Origin of the sequence: Halorhodospira abdelmalekii, assembly GCF_016583625.1 — a bacterium.
GTDB lineage: Bacteria > Pseudomonadota > Gammaproteobacteria > Nitrococcales > Halorhodospiraceae > Halorhodospira > Halorhodospira abdelmalekii.
The window spans coordinates 24,987-45,177 of the sequence record NZ_NRRN01000027.1 but is presented as its reverse complement, the minus strand read 5'-3'; the positions used below and the strand labels follow the sequence as shown (position 1 = coordinate 45,177).

Annotated in this window: 14 protein-coding genes; 13 read left to right on the top strand and 1 reads right to left on the bottom strand. The window is 51.6% G+C overall.

What is annotated here, in order from left to right:
• The first annotated feature begins 215 nt into the window (after window positions 1-215).
• Window positions 216-2,231, top strand: coding sequence for a 7TM diverse intracellular signaling domain-containing protein (locus tag CKO15_RS08090; RefSeq protein WP_200194735.1), 2,016 nt, complete (start codon window positions 216-218; stop codon window positions 2,229-2,231).
• A 1-nt stretch (window position 2,232) separates the two neighbouring features.
• Window positions 2,233-2,928 (top strand): response regulator, encoded by a 696-nt coding sequence (locus CKO15_RS08085; RefSeq protein ID WP_200194730.1) that lies wholly within the window; start codon window positions 2,233-2,235, stop codon window positions 2,926-2,928.
• A 43-nt stretch (window positions 2,929-2,971) separates the two neighbouring features.
• On the opposite strand, the gene CKO15_RS08080 is transcribed toward CKO15_RS08085, so the two are convergent.
• Window positions 2,972-3,313, bottom strand: coding sequence for an NHLP leader peptide family RiPP precursor (locus CKO15_RS08080; protein ID WP_200194723.1), 342 nt, complete (start codon window positions 3,311-3,313; stop codon window positions 2,972-2,974).
• Between the two features lie 805 nt (window positions 3,314-4,118).
• Between CKO15_RS08080 and CKO15_RS08075 the strand changes: the two genes are divergently transcribed.
• The 11 genes from CKO15_RS08075 to CKO15_RS08025 all read left to right on the top strand — a co-directional run bounded on the left by CKO15_RS08075 (window position 4,119) and on the right by CKO15_RS08025 (window position 20,172).
• Window positions 4,119-5,369, top strand: coding sequence for a YcaO-like family protein (locus CKO15_RS08075; protein ID WP_200194721.1), 1,251 nt, complete (start codon window positions 4,119-4,121; stop codon window positions 5,367-5,369).
• A 17-nt stretch (window positions 5,370-5,386) separates the two neighbouring features.
• Entirely contained in the window at window positions 5,387-6,115 is a 729-nt protein-coding gene (locus CKO15_RS08070) for a SagB/ThcOx family dehydrogenase (protein WP_200194719.1), read from the top strand.
• Between the two features lie 656 nt (window positions 6,116-6,771).
• Window positions 6,772-7,110 carry an NHLP leader peptide family RiPP precursor gene (locus CKO15_RS08065; protein WP_200194717.1) on the top strand — a complete coding sequence of 113 codons (339 nt, stop codon included), beginning with the start codon at window positions 6,772-6,774 and terminating at the stop codon, window positions 7,108-7,110.
• 77 nt (window positions 7,111-7,187) lie between these two features.
• Window positions 7,188-8,486, top strand: coding sequence for a deoxyhypusine synthase family protein (locus CKO15_RS08060; protein WP_200194715.1), 1,299 nt, complete (start codon window positions 7,188-7,190; stop codon window positions 8,484-8,486).
• Window positions 8,486-9,277 carry a class I SAM-dependent methyltransferase gene (locus tag CKO15_RS08055; protein ID WP_200194713.1) on the top strand — a complete coding sequence of 264 codons (792 nt, stop codon included), beginning with the start codon at window positions 8,486-8,488 and terminating at the stop codon, window positions 9,275-9,277. The genes CKO15_RS08060 and CKO15_RS08055 overlap by 1 nt, the downstream gene beginning before the upstream one ends.
• A gap of 1 nt (window position 9,278) precedes the next feature.
• A complete protein-coding gene (locus CKO15_RS08050) occupies window positions 9,279-11,267 on the top strand; it encodes a YcaO-like family protein (protein WP_200194711.1) in 1,989 nt (662 codons plus the stop codon).
• A 3-nt stretch (window positions 11,268-11,270) separates the two neighbouring features.
• Window positions 11,271-11,702: an SET domain-containing protein gene (locus tag CKO15_RS08045; RefSeq protein WP_200194709.1), complete on the top strand. Its 432-nt coding sequence runs from the start codon at window positions 11,271-11,273 to the stop codon at window positions 11,700-11,702.
• 2 nt (window positions 11,703-11,704) lie between these two features.
• Entirely contained in the window at window positions 11,705-13,810 is a 2,106-nt protein-coding gene (locus CKO15_RS08040) for an SET domain-containing protein-lysine N-methyltransferase (protein ID WP_200194707.1), read from the top strand.
• A gap of 12 nt (window positions 13,811-13,822) precedes the next feature.
• A complete protein-coding gene (locus CKO15_RS08035) occupies window positions 13,823-15,043 on the top strand; it encodes an NHLP bacteriocin system secretion protein (RefSeq protein ID WP_200194705.1) in 1,221 nt (406 codons plus the stop codon).
• Window positions 15,044-15,072: 29 nt separating this feature from the next.
• Window positions 15,073-17,250 (top strand): NHLP family bacteriocin export ABC transporter peptidase/permease/ATPase subunit, encoded by a 2,178-nt coding sequence (locus tag CKO15_RS08030; protein WP_242464659.1) that lies wholly within the window; start codon window positions 15,073-15,075, stop codon window positions 17,248-17,250.
• Window positions 17,251-17,262: 12 nt separating this feature from the next.
• A complete protein-coding gene (locus tag CKO15_RS08025; protein ID WP_200194703.1) occupies window positions 17,263-20,172 on the top strand; it encodes an NHLP bacteriocin export ABC transporter permease/ATPase subunit in 2,910 nt (969 codons plus the stop codon).
• Window positions 20,173-20,191: the final 19 nt, after the last annotated feature.

Below are 20,191 nucleotides of genomic sequence, written 5' to 3'. Positions count from 1 at the left end.
GCTTGGAACGCTGGGATGAGGCCTTGGCGGTCATGTCTGAGCGTCCCCGGCGGCGACAACTGCAGCAGTTACCGCCACGATTGAACGAGCTGATCAGCTATTGTCGGGATCGTGGAATCAGTAACGTATGAGTGCCCGCCGGCTTATTTTGGCGCCTATGGTGGTCTGGGTCGGCGGGGGCAGCTTTAGACGCTCTAGAATCGAGGGCTTCTCTCATGTCGCCAAATGGCCGCAGAAACGACAGCGCACACCCGGCCGTTTGGGCATTTTTTGAGATTGTGGCCGTCGCTGGCATTATCGTCACCCTCGCAGTGCTGTTTCCCCTCCTGTTGGCGCTTTTTACCCCCGCAGTTGCGGCCTCCGGTTCGACGGAGGTCGCAGCAGAGAACCGGTGTTCTAACTACGCCGTTCTGGGCGAACAGGAGAGCTATGCGATCGAGCCTATCGCTGCCGTTCTGCGCGATCCCTCGGCCGAGCTTCCTTTCGCCGAAATACGAGAGTTGGGGTTTGTAAGGCGCGGTGAGGCACTGAATTTTGGGTATACCGATGATGCAATCTGGGTTCGGTTATGTTTGCGCGAAATCAAAAACCCAGCCCGCGAATGGTTTTTGGTGGTGGGGGTTCCCTATCTCGACGAGGTGGATGCCTACCAGGAGGTAGACGGTGAGATTGTGCACTATCGCAAAGGTCGGGGGGTTTCCATTGAAACAGAACCTTACCCACATCGTGATAGTATCGTCCCGGTTCACTTCGATAATCAAGGTCGAGCAGAAGTCTATTTGCGTTTTGCTTCCCGTGACGGGGTGGCCATCAATTCTCGTTTAATAACCGAATCAACGTTCACTGATCAAGATCAGATTACTCGTTTCATGCTTGGGGGGTATTTTGGGGCCATGCTCAGCATGGCATTGTATAATTTGTTTCTTTTCTTTTCGCTTCGAGAGTCGCGCTACATTTATTATGTTCTTTTTATTGTCGCGGTGCCGCTCAATGTTGCCGCGCACTACGAATTGCTGCGCGAGTACTTGTTCTACGCAGGCGAATGGCTCGATGGCCGTCTAAATATTTATACGTTCTGCCTTGCTATTTTGGCCTCAATTCAATTCACGCGGAGTTTTTTGCTTGCTCGTTCAAACATGCCGAAGATCGACTTTTTGCTGAGGTCCGGTATGTTTGCAATTGGTGGCGTTGTCCTTTATGCAACCGTTGTTGATCAACCCAGTACGATGCCACTGTTCGCTATCCTTGTTCCACTTCTTTTGGTTATTGCTGCGGCAGGATTACAAGGTCTGCGACTGCGTGCCGATCCTGCTGCCCGCTTTTTTTTGGCCGCCTTTGGTCTTTTTATTGTTGGGGTGGCGCTTTTTTCTTTTCGGCGGTTTGGTTTTTTTCCTTCTGATTCATATGTGAATTATACATTTTTGTTTGGGTCTGTGCTAGGGGCGGTTTTGCTCTCCTTTGCGCTTGCCAGTCAGATCACCCTTTTGCGCAACCAAAAGGAAAAGGCGCAAGCCGATTTGATTCGGCAGATCAGTGAACATAATCGTCGGTTAGAGCAGCTACGCGATGAATTAGAAGAGGCTGTAAGAAAGCGAACTCTTTCACTCGTCAGCTCTCTGCGAGAGAAAGAGGTTTTGCTGCTAGAGGTTCACCATCGGGTCAAAAATAATTTGGCTATCGTCGGTAGCTTGCTCGGTCTTCAGATTATGCAGGAGGGTGAAAAGAGTGCTGCTACCGCCGCTCTGCGCGCTGGTCGAGACCGGATTCACTCTATGGCACTAGCTCATGAGCTGCTCTACGTCAGCGAAGACATCAGCGATCTTTGTGCAATCGACTATTTGACGCGCTTGCTCGATCATCTTGAGCGGTGTTACAGCGCTGAAAATTGTCCCGTACGTTTGCATGTGCAGGTTGATAATCGTCTCAGGTTGCCTATTAAAACATTAATTGCGTGTGGATTGATTGTTAACGAGCTGGTGACCAACGCCTATCAACACGCTTTCGTCGGGCGTTCCTCTGGAGAAATATGGCTCTCTCTGGTGCGCGAAGGAGATGAAATGTTGCTTCGAATAGAAGATAATGGACACGGCATGCCGATCGACAACGATGAAAATTTCGGTCTGAAGATTGTAAGGATCATGGCAGAGCAGCTTAGTGGGGAAATGAAACGCTATTCGGGGTCAGTAAACTGCGTGCAAGTGCGTTTTCCATTTTGGCAAGGAACAGTCTGACATGGCAACCGTGTTATTGGTCGAAGATGAGTTGCTTATTGCACACTACCTAAAAGAAGTATTAGAGGCTGAAGAGTTCCACGTCGTTGGTTTGGCTCGTGACGAAGAGGAGGCAGTGACAATATTTCAGGCTGAGCAACCCGATGTGGTGCTGATGGACGTCCGGTTGCGCGAAGGCGGAGATGGCATCGAGGCGGCGCAGCGCTTGCGCCAATGTGATGAGGGGGCGTTTATCCTCATCTATCTTACTGCCTACGGTGAGCGCGAGACGTTGCAGCGAGCCCGTCATACTTGCCCCTCGGGCTATCTCGTTAAGCCTGTCACTGATCGTACGGTGGTGGCTACGATCACGACCGCCCTAGTGAACCGCTGCAGCGAGGATAACGAACGGGGTCCGGAGAGGAGAGGAGGCCGTCGTGTGAACGGTGGTGGCATTGATCTGGATTGTTCGACCGGCCAAATGAGAAGCGACAGCGGCGGGACCGTACAATTGACTCGGCGCGAAGTGAAGCTGCTGGCTTTGCTCCTTGAGTGTCGGGGCAAGACAGTTCCCTATGATGAACTCTTCGACGTGATTTGGCCGGGTGGCGTTGTCAGTGAGAACGCACTGAAGAATCTTGTCTGGCGCCTTCGGCGCAAACTCCCTTGTTCAGACATGATCCGTGCGATACCTGGATTTGGCTACCGCATCGATTGAAAAAAAATGGACGCGGGAGTGAAAACCACCGCGCCTAAGCCAATTATTTGCACGGCGGTAACGGATGTGTACCGCCTGTCGGCTGAGGATCGCCATTATCATCCGGAACAATTGGAGCCGTGCCGCCAGCAACAGCATCTAAATCTTCTACAGAAATTTCTCGATCGAAACCCCGTGGTTTTGGAGGCAAGCCGAGCGGAAGGATGCCTTCGCTTTGTTCGATTACCTTAATTGTAAGGCCCACTGGGAGATCGAACTCCCACTCCTTGAAGACTGCCTCTGGTTCCCGCTTGAACCTCTCCTTGAACTCTTTATCCGACCAACACTCAACGAGGATTTCGGCGTAAGCCTCCCAAAATGCATCGCTATAAATCTGATTGTTCATTATTCCTCCTGGTTTGTCGGGTATAACAGGTCAGTAATATCAAAAGTTACTTGCGTCCTCAATCCCATCGCGCTCACCACTTTAGTGTTTTCAGCCTTAGAAAGTCTAGCACTGAAAAAAGGATGCGTCATAACGGATCTGCAAAAACTTGTAAACAAGAAGTGCAAAGCAAGAAATTAGAATGCAGCTTCTTCACCCGGCTTGCGGCCGTCTGCAAGCCGCAGTTCGAAGGTACCACCCCCGGACGTCTTGCGCAGCCACAGATCAGTTGGATCTCGGTTAGATTTCAGTCTCACAACACCTGCCCTTGTCGGTTCGCCTCGGTCTGTTTGAGTCGAAGACTTCGCCCTTGTTGCTGCAGCGCCGGGAGCTTCTGCTAACAGCTAGTCTCGAAAATTCGTGCAGCAAACCGCATAATATCAATAGGTTGGCATGGCATAGACAGTTTTTTGGACGGTCCCCAGATGGTCAGTGTCACCATAGTGCTTCCGTAAAGTCGAAAATTCTGCTAAAACGATGCGACCTACAGGAAGCAGTCCGGAGGTCGTTCTATGTACACTAGCCTTAAGAAACAGGAACTTTTAAAAGTTAGCGATATTGTATCAGATGCGGCATATGTAGTAGTAAAGTATGAGTCGCTGTCGACTTCCAGCAGCTGCAAGAACGTTCATTCATCAAAGTGCTCATATCCTACCAAAACGTTCGGTAGATCTGTAGCGCCTAAACTGCACTCGAAGGGTTAGCAGTTGATTGGCTTCGTTTATCAGCTTTGCATTATGAGTTCGCTATGCGTAAACGGCGTGACATGTGGCAGATTTTTTTGACAGGAGCTATGGGCTCCGCCTGGGGGCATTCGCTGTGTGGTGAGGTAGAAGAGTGTATAAAAATAAATGATGAGCCAAAGTACCCCTCATTCACAGTATTCCCGTCGGAATTCGCTGCTACGCGCTATAGGTGCGATGGGGTATATGGGAGCGCGATAGATACGGATACTGACAGGGCTAAAGCCAAAGCCTGTGGCGAGATGGTTGAGCGGCTTGCGCTAGAAAACTGTCCAGAAGAAATCAGCTCCAATAAGGTCGCATTCATTTCATTCGCAACGTCTGAGGCCGTTGATCCTCACCAGTTCCACGTCGACGACTACCGTGGAGATGCTGTATATCGCAAGCAAGGTGACGACCTATGTAGCGAGCCGTTATCCTGGTCGAAGTGTGTGCGTCTCCCAGGGGAAGAAGAGGTTCTCATCCCGTCTCAATTAATATACTTGGATAAGGTTTTCGACCAGGAGTACCCGCTCCGGCTTGAACGAATAAGCACTGGCACGGCGTGTGGCCCGTTGGGTTCCGGTTTGGCCCGAGCAAACGCACTGTGTGAAGTTATTGAACGGCATAATGCAATTAACGCATATCTTTCGCACGAGTCGATGGTGGAGGTCATTGGCGTAGATGGCGATATCAAGAGAGCAATTGATTATTGTAAGCGCTATAGATTGGAAACGCGACTGTTCGTGGCTTCTTACGACACGCCTCTGCCTACTTTTATAGCCGTCACAATCGATAGGACGGGGGGCGGCCCCGCAATAAACATCGGTTCAAGCTCAAAGGTGCAATATCGCGATGCCATGTTGCGGGCAATTCTGGAATCTATTCAGTTCCGCTTCGCCGCTCGGCTTCATGTGTCGAGCCGTGGGCTTTCGCCGCTAGCTCGAAATGACGTGATATCCAGTGAGCGAAGAATGGAGTACTGGGGGAGCTTAGACCGAATTGAATCCCTAGACTGGTGGCTAAGTGCTCCTCCGCAGATTGCTTACGATGACTTGGAAGATAAATTTAAGGTTATGCGCGGTCTTGATATTGACAGCGATTTAGCTGATCGCTATTTGGGTGTTTTTGAGTGTGACATATCTCCACCGGAGGCGTTATCGGCTGGTTTTGAAGTAAAGAAAGTCCTCGTCCCCGGTATGGCCCCTCTTTACTTGGACGAGTTTGCGGCTACGTCGAAGCACATCAAAAAACCACGACCAGTTGAGTCAGTTCCGCCTCATCCATTCTCGTAATTTATTATTATGAAACCATGCTAAAAAAAACGTCTGAATTTTACCTGTTAACCAAGATTGCGGATAATTTATTAGGCGAAAATGATCTGCCTGAATATGATGTGCCGCCAGACACGCACTTACACGCCTTTAAAAAACGCTATCCAAGATTGCCACTGGTTAATTTGCCAGATCGATATGCGCCTGAAAAGGTGGAGTCACTCATACAGGCAAGGGAGTCAGCTAGAGTTTTCGGAAACGAACCAGTTGCTCTTGCGGAGTTATCAAAAATTCTGGCTTCGGCAAGGGTGTTAGATGTTAAGCGAGAGCCTGAGCGGCGAGCATATCCTTCTGCAGGTGCGAGGTTTCCAATAGAAGTATATGTCGCTGCCTTCAATGTTGAATGTGTTGATCCAGGCCTATACCATTTTCAGTCTACTGATTTTGAGTTGCGGAGTTTGGTCGAGCGTGACTACTCTGATTCCAAAATGAAGTTTGCCTCGAATTGTTTAGAAAATCCCGCGCTGACACTGATCTTAACAACTGTTATTTCGCGGTCAGAGGTGAAGTATCATCATTTGGCATATCCCGCTTCATTGTTGGAAGCTGGACATATCGCTCAAAATCTTATTTTTTCAGCTAATGAGTTGGGATTGGGGGCTTGTCCAGTGCTCGGCCAGGTGAATGATTTTGTTGCAAATGAATTGGATCTTACATCTCACGAACTGCCACTTTATGCGGTGGCTGTTGGCCGCGAGGCGAAGTGAAGCAGTAACACTATTGTGGTGGGCGGTGTCTTTCCGCTGTTTTATTCTGGCGCGGTGTTTTTTTGGTACAAGTGGTTTCTTCATGGCTTTCGAGATCCACGATCATAGATTCTAAAGGAGGGGGCGAAAACTTTAAATCTGGCCCTCTTCTGTCAAAGGCTCAGCTGGCCAAGGACAGATCTTAAGCTTCCCAAAAATTACAAGGTTAGAAAGTCGCAGTGTCCTGTGACGTTTTCTGGCTACTGTGATGACTGATCAGTCAAGCGGTTGCAGGTGGTGGGCAGCGTGTTACTGTGAGAGCCTTGTTGGGTGATTCGGAAAGCGGGAGCGGTGAGACCGAAATCTAACCAAAATCCAACCAATCTGTGGCTGCGTGCGAAGTCCAGCAGTGCTACTGTCGATTCGTGTCTCGTGTGAGGGATCACGAGTCGAGTGATAGAGGCTGCATTTTAATTTATTGATTTTGCATTTAATGCTTTTCAAGTTTTGTCAGGTCAGCTGCGATATTATGTGGCCTCTTTACTATGTGTCGGGCTTTCTAAATATGAAAGCACTAGAGAAAGTGCCCCTCTCGGGAGGGGTGACATCGGTGAGGGACGAGGTGCAAGTAACTTCAGAGACTGCTGCTCCTCGTGCCCAACGAATCTGGGGGAAAGATGGATAACCAAATTTATAGCGATGCATTTTGGGAAGTTTATGCGGAAATCCTTGTTGAGTGTTGGTCGGACGAGGAGTTCAAGGAGCGGTTCAAACGGGAGCCAGAGACGGTCTTCAAAGAATGGGAGTTCGATCTCCCGGAGGGCCTCAAGGTCTCGGTAATGGAACAAGGCGAAGGTGTTCTTCCGATCAGTTTGCCTCCGAAGCCGCAGGGCTTTGATCAAGAGATTGCTGAAGAGGATTTGGATGCTGTTGCCGGCGGCCTCATAGGCGGTGTTTTTGGCGGTAGCGATGATGAAGACGATGGTCAACCAAGACCGCCGCCGACGTGTAAGTAAGGCTACTTCGGGCGCAGCGACTTCTAGCGCTGCGTCCATCTTTTTTTGTGTTTTTGCAAGTGGCGACGGGGGTTTCTATGGATGATCAGAAAAATAAAATCCGCAAGGTTTCGCAGCGCAACCCGGAAATCCCTGTTGAACGGCGTATCCATTCAGAGCAAGAGTACGAGTTGGCGCTAAGGCGTCGGGATCGGTTCTTGCGGCTGTATGGATTCAAAGCGGTGCGTACTCCCTTTATCCCTCCGGGGCGGCGTTACATCTATTTTGACAAGATTCGCTACGAGTCTCTTGAGGGGTTTCCCGAGGTTCGAGGTTATGATTTTGATCAGTCATTTGACTTTATGAGTTTTATCGAGTCTTATGAGTCTACTGGCTTGCAAGCTACCGAATTGGCACGGGCAATCCGTATCCTACAAAAAGCTCGTGATGAGGGGGCGGCAATTGCCTTTGGTTTTACCTCAAACATGGGGACCTCAGGTATTCGCGAGCAGTTGGCTTGGCTACATAAGCATCAGTTAATCGACTGTAGTTCGACAACTGCCGGTGCTGTTGAAGAAGATTTAGCGAAGTGTTTTAAACCTTTTGTGCTCGGGGCTTGGCGTGCCGAAGGGGCGAAGTTGCTCAAAGACTATATCAATAGGACAGGGAATATTTTTATTCCCATGGATCGGTACAGTAAGCTCAAAGAGTTTCTTTTTTCTCTGTTTGTACGGCTCTATCGGCACCAGGTTGAGCACAATGAAGTCTTTGGGGTTACAGAGTTTGTTTACGAGTTGGGCCACGAGCTAGAGATACAGCAAGTTCCCGGGCGTGAGCGTAGTTTTGTGTACTGGGCTTGGCGGAATAATATTCCCATTTATTGTCCGGCAATTCTTGACGGTGCTATTGGCGATGTCGCTTACTATTTCTTAAAGGCGCACCCGGATTTTGTTTTGGACGCAAGCGACTATTTCGTTCAAAGCGCCGACCGTATGCTTAGACATCGCTCTGCAAAGCGTAAAGTCGCTGCCTTTTTGATCGGTGGCAGTGTGCCTAAACACCTGCTGACCAACGCCGCTATACCCATTGGCGGGGTAGACTACGCTGTTTACGTCAATACTGGGCTCGAGATGGAGGGCAGTAATGCCGGGGCTCCAGTTGATGAGGCCGTTAGCTGGGGCAAGATTGCACCGAAAGCTGAACAGGTAAAGGTTGAGACTGAGGCAAGTTTGGTGGTTCCGTTAATTATTGCTGCGGCTTTTAAGCTCTATACGCCATGTGCGGCGGCCCGCAAATCAGACGGCGCTTGGGATAATCCTCGTCGGCGCGAGCGCAGTCGCGACGCCCAACTAGAGCGACAAGTAGATACCGAGGATGATGAGGGTGTAGTGCCGTGATGTTCGCACCTGCTCATGATTCAGCTGAACGTAGCCGCATAACCAAACGAGCTTATGCCGGTGCGACTGAATTCTTAGAGCGATTGCGAGCGGTCGGGATGGCCTCTAAAGCGGGTCAACGCCTGCTGGAAGTTGGCTGTGGGTCAGGCGTCCATACGGTCGCTGCGGCCAAAGCTTTTGATGGTATTGAGGTGGTTGCGGTAGAGCCGGATTTCGGTTTTTTCGCCGAAGCTAAAAAAAGGTTACGATCATTTTCTAACGCCTCGGTTCAAGTAGGTCACGCTGAAAATTTACGATTTGCCGATCAAACTTTTGATGCCTACTACGCGCGTTTGGTTTATCAGCACTGCACGGCCCCGCTGAAGGCACTGGCTGAAGCGCGGCGGGTCTTGCGTCCCGACGGTTGGTGCATGATTGATGATATCGATCGAGGATGGTTTATGAGCTGGCCTGAGCCCGAGCCTGTGCGCGAGCTTTGGGGGCACGTCGAGGCCGCGCAAGCGGGTGCGGGTGGTGATCCCTTTGTTGGTCGTAAGCTACATAGTTGGTTGCGTGCGAGTGGATTCGCGAAGGTGCGAGTCGATGTCCGGGGGGTGAGCACTGACGGAGTAGGCATCGCTGAATTTGCCTCCTGCGTTGGCGAGTCTTTACTGGACATGTTGCCTGCAGCGGATCGGAATGCGGGGCGTGCCGTGCTGGCAGAGTGGGCGGCTCAGGCCGCTGCGGATCCGAGCGCACATCGGCTCTATGTCGGGTGGTTTATGGCTACGGCGTCGCCTGGTGAGGTGTGACATGGGCTCGTCTGGCGCCGATTTCTCGATTGCCAAGCGGCCAGTTTGGAGCTGTGTGCCGCTCTCAGACAGCGATCAGGTTGTGGTGTTGGGGTGTGAGCATGAGGGACTGATTCCTCAGGCAATGGTTAGTGGTTCGGGTTGGGAGATCAAGCCACGGTTGTTAGGTGGTCGCCGGTTGGTGCGGGCGAGGGGGGGAAGAGGCCCGGCGCCACCGCCGATCTCTCGCTATGGCGAGCGCACGCTGGTGGTGGGGCGTCGGTTAGCGGCGTTGTTGCCCGAGCCAAGCGATCCAGTTTGGGAGCGTATAGATCGGGCGCTCGGTGCCCCCCGCTACGTGATCGGTACCGACTGGTTGCAACCAACTGTAACTGAGGCTGTAGGTCGTCAGAGCAATCAGGACCGTCCAGTGGTTCTGCTTCGTATCGGTGATCAGGGTGCTTTATGGCTAGGTCCGGAGCTGCCGCCCGGCAGAGAGGCGGAGATGTGGACGCAATTGCAGTTGCGTCTGCGGCAGTCGCGGCCGTTGCGTGCACTGTTGCTTACGCGTGTAGGCGCTTTGCCCGATCTGCAGCCGCACTGCGACGCAGCCGCGGTAGCCGTAGCGTTCTCTCGGGCTGGGGCGCTATTGGAGCGGTGGGCGGCACGGCGGCTGTTGCAATTCGGGCTCCTCAGTTTGTCGCCGGGGCAGCGTGTGCGGCTGCACCGGCTATCAGAGAGTGCGGATTCGTCGTCGACGCACTGCCGGCGCTGGAATAGCGCTGTGCTGCGGCCGGCGCGCCGCTGGATCAGTCCCATTGTTGGGCCGATATACCGCATCCGCTCCGTGCCGCTGAAAGATTTTCCGAGCGTCTGGATAGCTAGTGCTGAAGCGGCAGATGGTAGTGGCTGGGCGAATGCCGATGCGCTTATCCGGCAACTCCCCATTCGTGGTGGCGGAGGGTGCGCCGAGCGTCCGGACATTGCGGTTCGTGTGGCGATTGCTGAAGCGTTCGAGCGCTTGGCAGCGGTTGATGATGGGCGCCGGCGGGGGCCCTCTCTCCCCGCGAATGAGGTAAAAGGTGCTCTCTGCAGTTGGGATGAGTTGGTTCCCTTGGCGGTTACGCAACTCGGGCAGGCGGGTCTTCGCCTGCCTGGGGCGCGGTACGCGGTACCGCGTTCGGTGCCGAGGTCGGAGACGGTCGAGTGGGTGTCGGCACGTCGTCTCGCTGCGTCTGGCCGTTGCTGGGTGCCGCGCGGGTTCGTGTTGTTCGGTGTCGACGGTGCGCCCGGTCCGCACGCTCACTCAGACGGTTTGGCCGCTGCGACGAGCCGTCATTTGGCGGTGCAGCGCGGTCTACTGGAGTTAATCGAGCGGGATGCGGTTGGTATCTGGTGGCACGCTAGAGTGTTGCGTCCACCGCCGCCTTCGCAGGCTTGGAGCGCCCTTTTAGTCAGGCGTCTGGCCGACACGCTAGAGCGCTGCGGTCGGCGTTTTTGGCTCCTCGACTTAACAACCGATATCGGTGTGCCGGTGGTCGCTGCGCTGAGCGCGGATGCCGATGGTCGCCGCATCGTCATCGGCGCCGCGTCGGCTTGGAGTTTCGCCGAGGCGGGGTGGTCTGCGGCGCTGGAACTTGCGCAATTGCTGCCGCTAGTGCGGGCGCCGGAAGAGCAGCTTGCGATTCATGAGCGTGAATGGTGGCAGAGCGCTGACACGAATAGGCAGCCTTGGTTGCTTCCCTGTCCTGAGCAACCCTCTACGCAGGCAACAACGCGGCATATCGGCATTCTGCTATCGCGGCTGCGAGCAGCTGGGGCTGGGATGGAGCCTCTGTGGGTCGATCTGACCGCCGACTGGTTGCCAGTAGCGGTTGTTCGCGTGATTGTTCCTCAAATGTGCCGGCCTAGACCCTGGTTTGGTTATCGGCGGATTCAAGAAGTTCCGGCGCGACTTGGCTGGCACACGGTGCCGTGTACAGAGTCGAAACCGCTGCAACTTTTTTGGTGAAATATGCTGCGAGTCAGAACAAAACTAGAATTTAGTGAGTTGCATGGCATCGGGGTTTTTGCTCTTGAGCCTATCAAAAAAGGCCAGCTAGTTATTCGTCACCATCCCGATTTTGATTTTGTTTTTTATGATGCGGACATGGAAAAGTTGCCTGTCGCAATGCGGGAAGCCATCGAGTATTATGGATATCGCTATGAGCGAGGCGGTTTTTTCATCTACAATGTTGACAATGAGAGATTTTTGAATCACTCGGAAAGCCCCAATCTACGTCCTGGGAGGAGGGTGATGTTCGCCGCTCGTGATATTGAGCCGGACGAAGAGCTTACAGTTGATTACCGGACCTTTTGTGATGATTGCGCAAAAGAGGGTATCGCAAACATTTTTCGAAAGGGACACGCTTTTACCGAAAGTGACCCTCTGCGTGGGGAGGGTTGAGCGTGTATTTAATACGAACCCGCTTAGGGCGAAGCCGTATCCAGGGGGCTGGGATTGGTTTGTTTGCTGCAGAGCCCATTCAGGCCGGACAAGTTGTTTGGGAGCTCTCTCCGTGGCACTGTGAGTTCGATCCTGAAGAAGTCGACGAGTTGCCGCTAGCCGCCCAAGAATTGATCCTTTATTTTGGTTTTTTTGACCGAGTCGCAAACTGTTACGGGCTTGATATAGATAATGGTCGATTCACTAATCACTCTGATACGCCAAACCTCAGGGCTCCCGATGGGGAGCGGCGTTGCTGTCTCGTAGCGGTGTGTGATATCGAGGCAGGTGAAGAGTTAACGATTAATTATCGAGCGGTGGATGGCATGGTGCGGTGCCGCGTACTGCGCCGGGGCACACCGTATCGAGATTTTCTTGATCGGCAAAACAATGAGGGATCGAGTGAGGAAGGAAAAAAAACTCATAAGGCTGCTACGCTTTCTGGTTTTTTGATAGCTGTAACGGGGTTTTTTGTTGTTCAGCTGTCTGCGAATGCGCAGCCAATATCTGATCACTCTTTTTTTGAAGAGAGTGTCCAGGAGGTTGTCGACGATAAGGCGCACGATCATTCGAGTAGAGATCGTTTAGTTATTGATGGAGAAATAAATTTAGCTGAAGTGGTGCAGATGGCTTTTATCGAAAGTCCGGATCTTGAAATCGCCCGCGTTCAAGTGCGTGGCGCTGAGGGCGAATTGATGGAGGCACAAGGTCCATTTGATCGCGATTATTTTTTTAGTCTTGGTTATGAGAAAGATGTTTTTGAAAGTTATATAGAGACATACTCTTTTGAGGAGGAAAGTCGAGCGCGTATCCTGGAGTTAGGAGTGACGCAGCTGTTTCGTACCGGTGTTGAAGTGACTCCGTCTCTTCAACTGCGCAGCGAGCGTAGCCTCTATGACGAGTCTGCAAATCCCCCCCAAGAAAACGTCGCTGTTGTACGACTTGACATTAGTGTGCCGCTGTTGCCCTACGAGAGGCAACGGTTTGTTTGGCCCGAGCGAGCTGGAGAGCATAGTTTAGAGGCGGCTAGGCAGGAGCAGGCTCGCAGTACTGCGGAAAAGGCGTATGAGGTGGTCGAGGCCTATTGGCAGTACAGCGCGGCCCATAAGAATTATCAGTTAGCACTTAGTAGTAAGGAACGTACTAAGCAGCTCTTAGAGCAAGTTAAGGCGCTGATTGAAGTGGATGAAATGCCGGCAGTTCAGGCGGATAGTGTGCATGCAACGCTTGAAAATCGTCGTCTGCAAAAACTAGTAGCAGCCGACGATGTGGTGGTTGCCCGTAACCGGTTGGCAAATGTTATAGGTCTAGCACCGGAGCAGGCACGACTGCTGCCACAGCCGGCAGAGTCGTTTGCTCAAATCGATCCGAGTAATCTGCCCTCTCTAGAGCAGCATCCATCACTGGTCGCTCGAGCCCTGGAGCAGCGTAATGACTTAAGCACTCTCCGGCAGCGCGAACAGGCTGCCTTTGAGGCGATGGAGGGGGCGCGCTTGAATCGGGGAGGGGCTTTGGATCTGGATCTTTTCATCGGTTACCGTGGAGGTCAGTTAGGTTCTAGTGAAAGTGACTATTTTGGTTCTGTAGGTGAGATCAATGTAGGGCCGAGCTTTGGTGTGGGTTTGACTTATAGTTTGGCGCCGGCTCAGAGGAGTCAGTCAGGTGTTTATCTTCAGCGTTCAGCTGAGCGCGATGAATTTACGATTTCGCGAATTGAGCTAAAGAGAAGTATTGCTACTAATTTAGAAACAGGATTGATTTCTTTGCGCCAGTCAGCATCGCGTGCGCTCCGTGCCGAGAGATCAGTTGATCTGCATCGACGAGCAGTGGATCGCGAAATAGAGCGGCACCAATTGGGCCAAGCGACTATTTCTGAAGTGTTGCGTGCGAAGGATGAGTTGACCGATTCTGAGTACACCTTGGTTACTCAACGTGAGGAATTTTCGATCACTTTGGCGGCGGTTCTTCTGAAAATGGAAGAAATCGTTGTTTTTTCTCCGGATGCGCTCAAAAGCTTTGACTTTGCTTTGGCGCAGGCGTTGGGACGAGAATCCATTGTGGAGAACTAGGATGGGCGGGTCATGAGTAAAAAAAAGCTGTTTCGGCAAAAAGCGATAGATCGGCTGGCTTCTCCAGACCGGCTCGATGCCATGATCCAAGTGACCACGCCCAAAAGCTGGCTCTTGCTGTCCACCTTATTAGCGTTAATTACCGTCTTGGTGATCTGGGGCATTTTGGGCAGTATTCCTACAAAAGTGCAAGGGAGTGCAGTCTTTATGCGTACGGGTGGCCTTTATGAAATCACCGCGGGTAGTAGTGGACGCTTGAGCGATATGTCGATCCGCGTTGGTGATCGAGTCACACAAGGGCAAAACGTTGCGCGTCTTACCCATCCTGAGCTTGATTCTGATCTTGAGCAAGCAATGTTCGAGCTTGAAGAGCTACAAGTTTGGCAATCTTGGCTCGAAGAAATCAGTGATCTTCGAGGCAGTGCTCAACGCCGGTACATTGAGCGCCAGCGCGAAACATTGATGTCGCGCATTGAAGCGCTTCAGGATCGTCTTGATGCGCGTGAACAACTGCTTGAGAGGGGTTTGATTACCCGTCAAGAACTTTTAGAGACGCGCGATGAGCTAGGTGATTTGCGTGCGCAACTGCGTCAAATTGAGCTCTCTGAACTAGAGTCCGAGCGTGATATTAAAGAAGAGCTCGATGATACTCAAAGAAGAATTGAAAGAAAACGACTGCGTCGAGATCACTTATTGACTTTGCGCGACGATCGTGTGCGTGTGTTGTCGCCCTACGCCGGTCGAGTGGTTGAAACCCGGGTTGCGCGGGGGCAACTAGTTGATGCTGGGACACCTATCGCGGCTCTTGAGCCCGATGGGCCTGAAATTAAACAATTAGAAGCTGTTATATTCTTGCCTGCTTACGAAGGCAGAAGGGTCGAGCCGGGCATGGAAGCACTGCTTTCACCGGCTGGTATCCGCCAGGAAGAGCACGGCTTAATGAAGGGCAGAGTCACCAGCGTATCAGAGTATCCTGTGACTTCAGAGAGCATGTATCGATTGCTCCGGAATGAATCGCTTGTTAACGATCTGCTGATTCAGGGAGCGGCTTATCAGGTAAATGTCGCATTGGTGCCTGAGCCCGATAATTACAGTGGCTTTCGTTGGACCTCAGCGGGTGGGCCGCAAGAACGCATAACTGGTGGTGTAATTGGCGACGGAGATATTACGATTCGAAGCCAACGGCCGATTTCTCTGCTTATCCCGACTGTTCGCTCTGCGTTGGGGCTATGATTTGATCCGTCTGTAGGAAGGCAAATCCATTGAATAGTGAAAACACGCACATCAAGCTGAAACGTCGCCGTTGTCGCGTGCCGACCATCATGCAGATGGAGGCGGTGGAGTGCGGGGCTGCAGCGTTGGCAATGATTCTGGCCTACTACGGGCGGCATGTTCCACTAGAAGAGTTGCGCATCCAGTGCGGTGTAAGCCGTGATGGCAGTAAGGCTAGCAATGTAATTCGAGCTGCGCGCAAGTGGGGACTTGAGGCACGCGGCACGCGCCGTGAACTAGAAGAGATTGGGGAGATCAGTCTTCCGGCGATTGTCTTTTGGAACTTTAACCACTTTGTGGTTTTGGAGGGCTTTAGTCGCCGCGGAGTCCATATCAATGATCCGGCTATGGGTTCTCGTTTGGTAACATACGAGGAATTCGATGAAGCCTTTACCGGCGTGGTTTTGGAATTTAAGCCAGGTGTGGATTTTCAACCGGGTGGTGAGCGGCCTTCGACGTTGACAGCTATTCTAAAGCGCTCTAGCGGGATGGCACCAGGGGCAATATTTTTGATTTTAGTAGGTCTCGCTTTTGTTGTGCCTAACCTGCTAGTGCCTATTTTTACCAAGGTCTTTGTTGATGAAATTTTAGTGGGTCAGCTTGATTCTTGGCTGATGCCGCTGCTTGTGGGTATGGTGGTCGCCGCGGTCAGTTTAATTCTTCTTTCATGGCTTGAAAGTACGGCGTTATTGCGGCTTCAGAGTAAGCTATCAATTACTAGTTCTTCACGATTCTTTTGGCACGTTATAAGGCTGCCACTTTCTTTTTACCAGCAGCGCACCCCCGGAGAGATTAGTGATCGCGTAGCTCTCAATGAGGATGTAGCAGAGACTTTGGTGATGGATGTTGCGACAACCGTCATCGCTCTCATGAAAATTGGTTTTTTTCTTGCCTTGATGTTTTTCTTCGATTGGCTGTTGACGCTGATTGCTGTCGGCGTTGCTGTTCTCAATGTGGTAATTTTGAGGTTAGTCGCTCGCTTGCGGAGTGATCGAAGTCAACGTCTCCTGATTGATCGTGGGAAACTCGCAGGCACTTCTCAAAGTGGGTTGCGAGGTATCGAGACAATCAAGGCTTCAGGTTCAGAGTCTGACTTTTTTGCTAAGTGGGCTGGTTACCATGCGCGCACAGTTAACGCTGAACAGAGTTTGGCCAGACTTACCATCCCTCTCGGTATTGTGCCGGCGCTACTCAATGGTATCAACACTGCGTTGATTCTCGGAATTGGTGGTATGCAAGTCATGGAAGGAGCATTGACAATTGGTGCGCTAGTCGCCTTTCAGGCTTTGGTTGCGCAGTTTGTGGAGCCAGTCAATGAGTTGGTCGATATCGGCAGTAACGTCCAAGAGATGACGGGAAGTATGCGTCGCCTTGATGACGTAATGCGTCATCCAACACAGATTCAGCCAGAATCGGTCCCTTTGCTGACTGAAGAGCAGCCTACACGCTTGGAGGGACGACTGACAATTCGGGATTTAACCTACGGTTTCAGTCCTCTTGATCCACCTTTGGTTGATGGTTTCTCTTTGGACTTGTTGCCTGGTCAACGGGTCGCGTTGGTTGGCCCTTCAGGCTGTGGAAAGTCGACTATCGCGCGCATGGTAGTTGGTCTTTATCAGCCTTGGAGTGGAGAGATCCTTTTCGATGGTAAGCCGCGCGGATATTGGCACCGGGATGTACTGCTTAGTTCAATAGCAATGGTAGATCAAGATGTTATGTTGTTTGCTGGGACAGTGCGTGAAAATCTGACAATGTGGGACGCCTCCATTCCAGAAGAGCGGTTGTTGCAGGCAGGCAAAGACGCAGCTATCCATCCTATCATCGCATCCCGTTCAGGTGGGTACGAGGGTTATGTTAATGAGGGTGGAGGAAATTTTTCCGGTGGTCAGCGCCAGCGCTTAGAGATTGCGCGAGCGCTGATTTCTATGCCTTCTTTACTGATCATGGATGAGGCAACTAGCGCGCTTGATCCCGAGTCAGAACTGATCGTGGATCGCAATATCCGTCGCCGTGGTTGTAGCTGCCTGATTGTGGCTCATCGATTGAGTACTATTCGTGATTGCGATCAGATTATTGTTTTAGATGGGGGTAAGGTAGTTGAACGTGGTGCCCATGATGAATTAATGAGTGCCAACGGCGCTTATCGGGCCCTAGTTGAAACAATGTAGGATTTTTTGCTGATGTCAATTTTGGCTAAGTTATTCGAAAAACTGGGTACAGATTCAACACTGACCGCCCACGATCGGCTGTGGCTCGATCAGAGCGAAAGAGGCCCGCTTCTATACCGTGTAAGCCAGGGAGAGGTTGATGTCTACCTAGCTTGGCGCGACCAAGAGGGAGCGCCGGGTCGCCGCCATTATATTGGCACCTGTACTGTCGGAATGGTGATCCCTGCTTGGAGCGAGATTAACGCTTCCGGTTGGCAGCTACAACTGACCGGTCAGTTAAATACCCATCTTCAGAGCGTTTTCGAAAACCAGCTCGGTGAGGATGATGAGCAGATCTATGTTGAATTGGCTGAGGCTCTGAACAATTGGTTGATGCTGCTCTATAAGCCTCTGCGCGGACGTCTGCCACCTGATGCAACCAAAAGAATAAAGCCAGATGAGGCAGGTCAATTGGGGCCCGATGAATCGGGAGTTGTCACTGGCCGCGGCAATTGGGTAGCGCTTGGCCAGGGGAGTGGTTCTGTATGTGCTTATGGTACTCAGGCGATAACGATTCAGGAGGATGACTATCCATTGCTGCTGCCACCTGGAGGTTGGGTAAAAGCCTCCCACGAGCGTGCGGCGACGATTTGGCTCATAGATACCGAGTCGCTACTAGAGAATGACCCGGAGATGGAATCCTACGTCTCCGCTAATGAACAAATTATCGCTGGATTGGCAACGCACTTTAAAGATGTCGAGCTGCTGGAACGTCAGCGCATGCAGCAGCGCGTCGAAACCGAAAAAGCGGTAATGAGCGGCGGTTTGCAGACTTTGGCTGCGGTATTAAGGCGAAAGTATTGGCGCCCGGAATTTCGGCCTGAAGAGGCGCCGTGGCTTGGTGCTTGCCGAATGGTTTCAGAATATTCTGGCATCCAGTTTAAAGATCCAGGGCCGGGGGTAGAGGAGAGTCGGGATCCACTCGCTATGGTCGAGCGAACGAATGGATTGCGCTATCGATTGGTCGCTTTAGAAAGAGAATGGTGGAAATCGGATAATGGTCCAATGCTTGGTTATTGGCAGGATGGCTCGCCGGTTGCTTTAGTTCCTCGTAAAAATCGTCGTTCTTATGAGGTTTGTGATCCGTCAACAAAAAAGGTTTCCCGAGTCGATCGCAAAATTGATTCTGATCTGATGGATCGTGCGTACACTTTCTATAGACCTTTCGGTGATATCAAGCCTTCGCCTGCTGGCGTTTTAAAGTTCGCTGTAGCTGGGCTGCGTCGTGATTTTTTGATGTTTCTATGCGCTGCCGCTTTGGCAGTTCTGTTAGGTTTCTTTGTCCCGGTGGCTACCGGTATCCTGGTCGACGATATCATCCCTGGGGCTGATCGTGACAGGATATTTGAGTTGATGCTACTGCTTATTGCTCTAGCTTTTTCCGGCGCTTTTTTTGAGATAACGAAAGGTTTGACTCAGCTTCGCCTAGAGGGGAGGATGGAGACCGTAGCACAATCAGCTGTATGGGATAAGTTGCTGCGTCTCCCAGCCTCTTTTTTTCGTAATTATTCGGCTGGTGATTTGGCTGATCGCGCCAATGCTTTTGCAGAGATGCGGCGTGTTATTTCGGGTACCACGCTGGCAACATTTGTTGCTTCTTTTTTTTCATTGTTCGCGCTTGTGCTGATGCTTGTATACAGTCCGTTGTTGACTGTTGTGGTGATAGGTTTGGCCTTTTTTGCTCTCGCGCTCAACATCATATCTACTGCTTTTTCTTTGGTGCATGAGAGAAGAATGGCTGAGAGTTCCGGTATCCTCTCAGGGATGACTCTCGAGCTGCTCAGCGGGGTTGGTAAAATTCGTGCTAACGGCGCAGAGCAGAGAGCTTTTTCGCGCTGGTCGCAAGCGTTTGCACGTCAGCAGGAACACGCCTATCGCGCCGGTGCGATGATTCGGCCGGTTACAGCATTAGAGACAGCACTTCCACTGCTATCAACTGCTGTTATATTTTTCGTGGTTGCACGCATGGATCCAGAAGAGGGGCTCACGGTTGGACAGTTTGTTGCTTTTAACGCTGCGCAAGGTATGTTTTTGGGGGGGGTGTTGGGGTTGAGTCAATTGGTTGCAAGTTTAATAGGTTTGGTTCCATTGTGGGAGCGTGCAAAACCGATTCTTGTGCAGCCTGAGGAGGTCGATTCAGGAAAAAGCGAGCCTGGCCGATTAGCAGGTCATATTGAGGTTTGCGATGTAGAATTTGCCTATGGTGAAGATTCGCCTCAAATCTTGCGTGGTACCAGTTTGAATGCTGAGCCGGGCGAATTTATTGGTATTGTCGGGACATCAGGTTCCGGCAAGTCGACCTTGTTGCGTTTAATGCTAGGTTTTGAAACTCCTCAAGCCGGCAGCGTTTTTTACGATGGGCAAGATATGGCGGGGCTTGATTTAACCGCTTTACGTAAACAAGTTGGCGTGGTTCTTCAAGACGGCTATTTAATGCAGGGTGATATTTTTTCTAACATCATCGGTTCAGCACCGCTGACGCCTGCCGATGCCTGGGAGGCTGTCCGTATGGCAGGTATGGAGAATGACATAAAAAATATGCCAATGGGGCTTTATACGATGGTCAGCGAGGGCGGTACCACACTTTCCGGCGGGCAGCGTCAACGCTTATTGATCGCACGTGCACTGGTGCACCGACCGCGGATTCTGTTTTTTGATGAGGCTACTAGTGCTCTCGATAATAAAACTCAAGCACAGGTCAACGAGAGTGTGGAGCAGTTGGAGGCTACCCGCATTGTTATTGCTCATCGTCTTAGTACCATCGTGAGGGCGGATCGGATATGTGTAATGGATGCTGGTCGAGTTGCGGAGTCTGGAAGTTACGATGAGCTGATCGCTCAGAATGGTATTTTCGCTGAACTCGCCCGGCGTCAAGTCGCGTGAGTCGTTTAATTTGGTAACA

What these genes read in the sequence shown, in the direction of transcription:
- CKO15_RS08065 (WP_200194717.1), top strand. Translation starts at nt 6,772, where the DNA reads ATGGATAACCAAATTTATAGCGATGCATTTTGGGAAGTTTATGCGGAA.
- CKO15_RS08055 (WP_200194713.1), top strand. Translation starts at nt 8,486, where the DNA reads ATGTTCGCACCTGCTCATGATTCAGCTGAACGTAGCCGCATAACCAAA.
- CKO15_RS08045 (WP_200194709.1), top strand. Translation starts at nt 11,271, where the DNA reads ATGCTGCGAGTCAGAACAAAACTAGAATTTAGTGAGTTGCATGGCATC.
- CKO15_RS08090 (WP_200194735.1), top strand. Translation starts at nt 216, where the DNA reads ATGTCGCCAAATGGCCGCAGAAACGACAGCGCACACCCGGCCGTTTGG.
- CKO15_RS08035 (WP_200194705.1), top strand. Translation starts at nt 13,823, where the DNA reads ATGAGTAAAAAAAAGCTGTTTCGGCAAAAAGCGATAGATCGGCTGGCT.
- CKO15_RS08085 (WP_200194730.1), top strand. Translation starts at nt 2,233, where the DNA reads ATGGCAACCGTGTTATTGGTCGAAGATGAGTTGCTTATTGCACACTAC.
- CKO15_RS08060 (WP_200194715.1), top strand. Translation starts at nt 7,188, where the DNA reads ATGGATGATCAGAAAAATAAAATCCGCAAGGTTTCGCAGCGCAACCCG.
- CKO15_RS08075 (WP_200194721.1), top strand. Translation starts at nt 4,119, where the DNA reads ATGTGGCAGATTTTTTTGACAGGAGCTATGGGCTCCGCCTGGGGGCAT.
- CKO15_RS08080 (WP_200194723.1), bottom strand. Translation starts at nt 3,313, where the DNA reads ATGAACAATCAGATTTATAGCGATGCATTTTGGGAGGCTTACGCCGAA.
- CKO15_RS08070 (WP_200194719.1), top strand. Translation starts at nt 5,387, where the DNA reads ATGCTAAAAAAAACGTCTGAATTTTACCTGTTAACCAAGATTGCGGAT.
- CKO15_RS08025 (WP_200194703.1), top strand. Translation starts at nt 17,263, where the DNA reads ATGTCAATTTTGGCTAAGTTATTCGAAAAACTGGGTACAGATTCAACA.
- CKO15_RS08050 (WP_200194711.1), top strand. Translation starts at nt 9,279, where the DNA reads ATGGGCTCGTCTGGCGCCGATTTCTCGATTGCCAAGCGGCCAGTTTGG.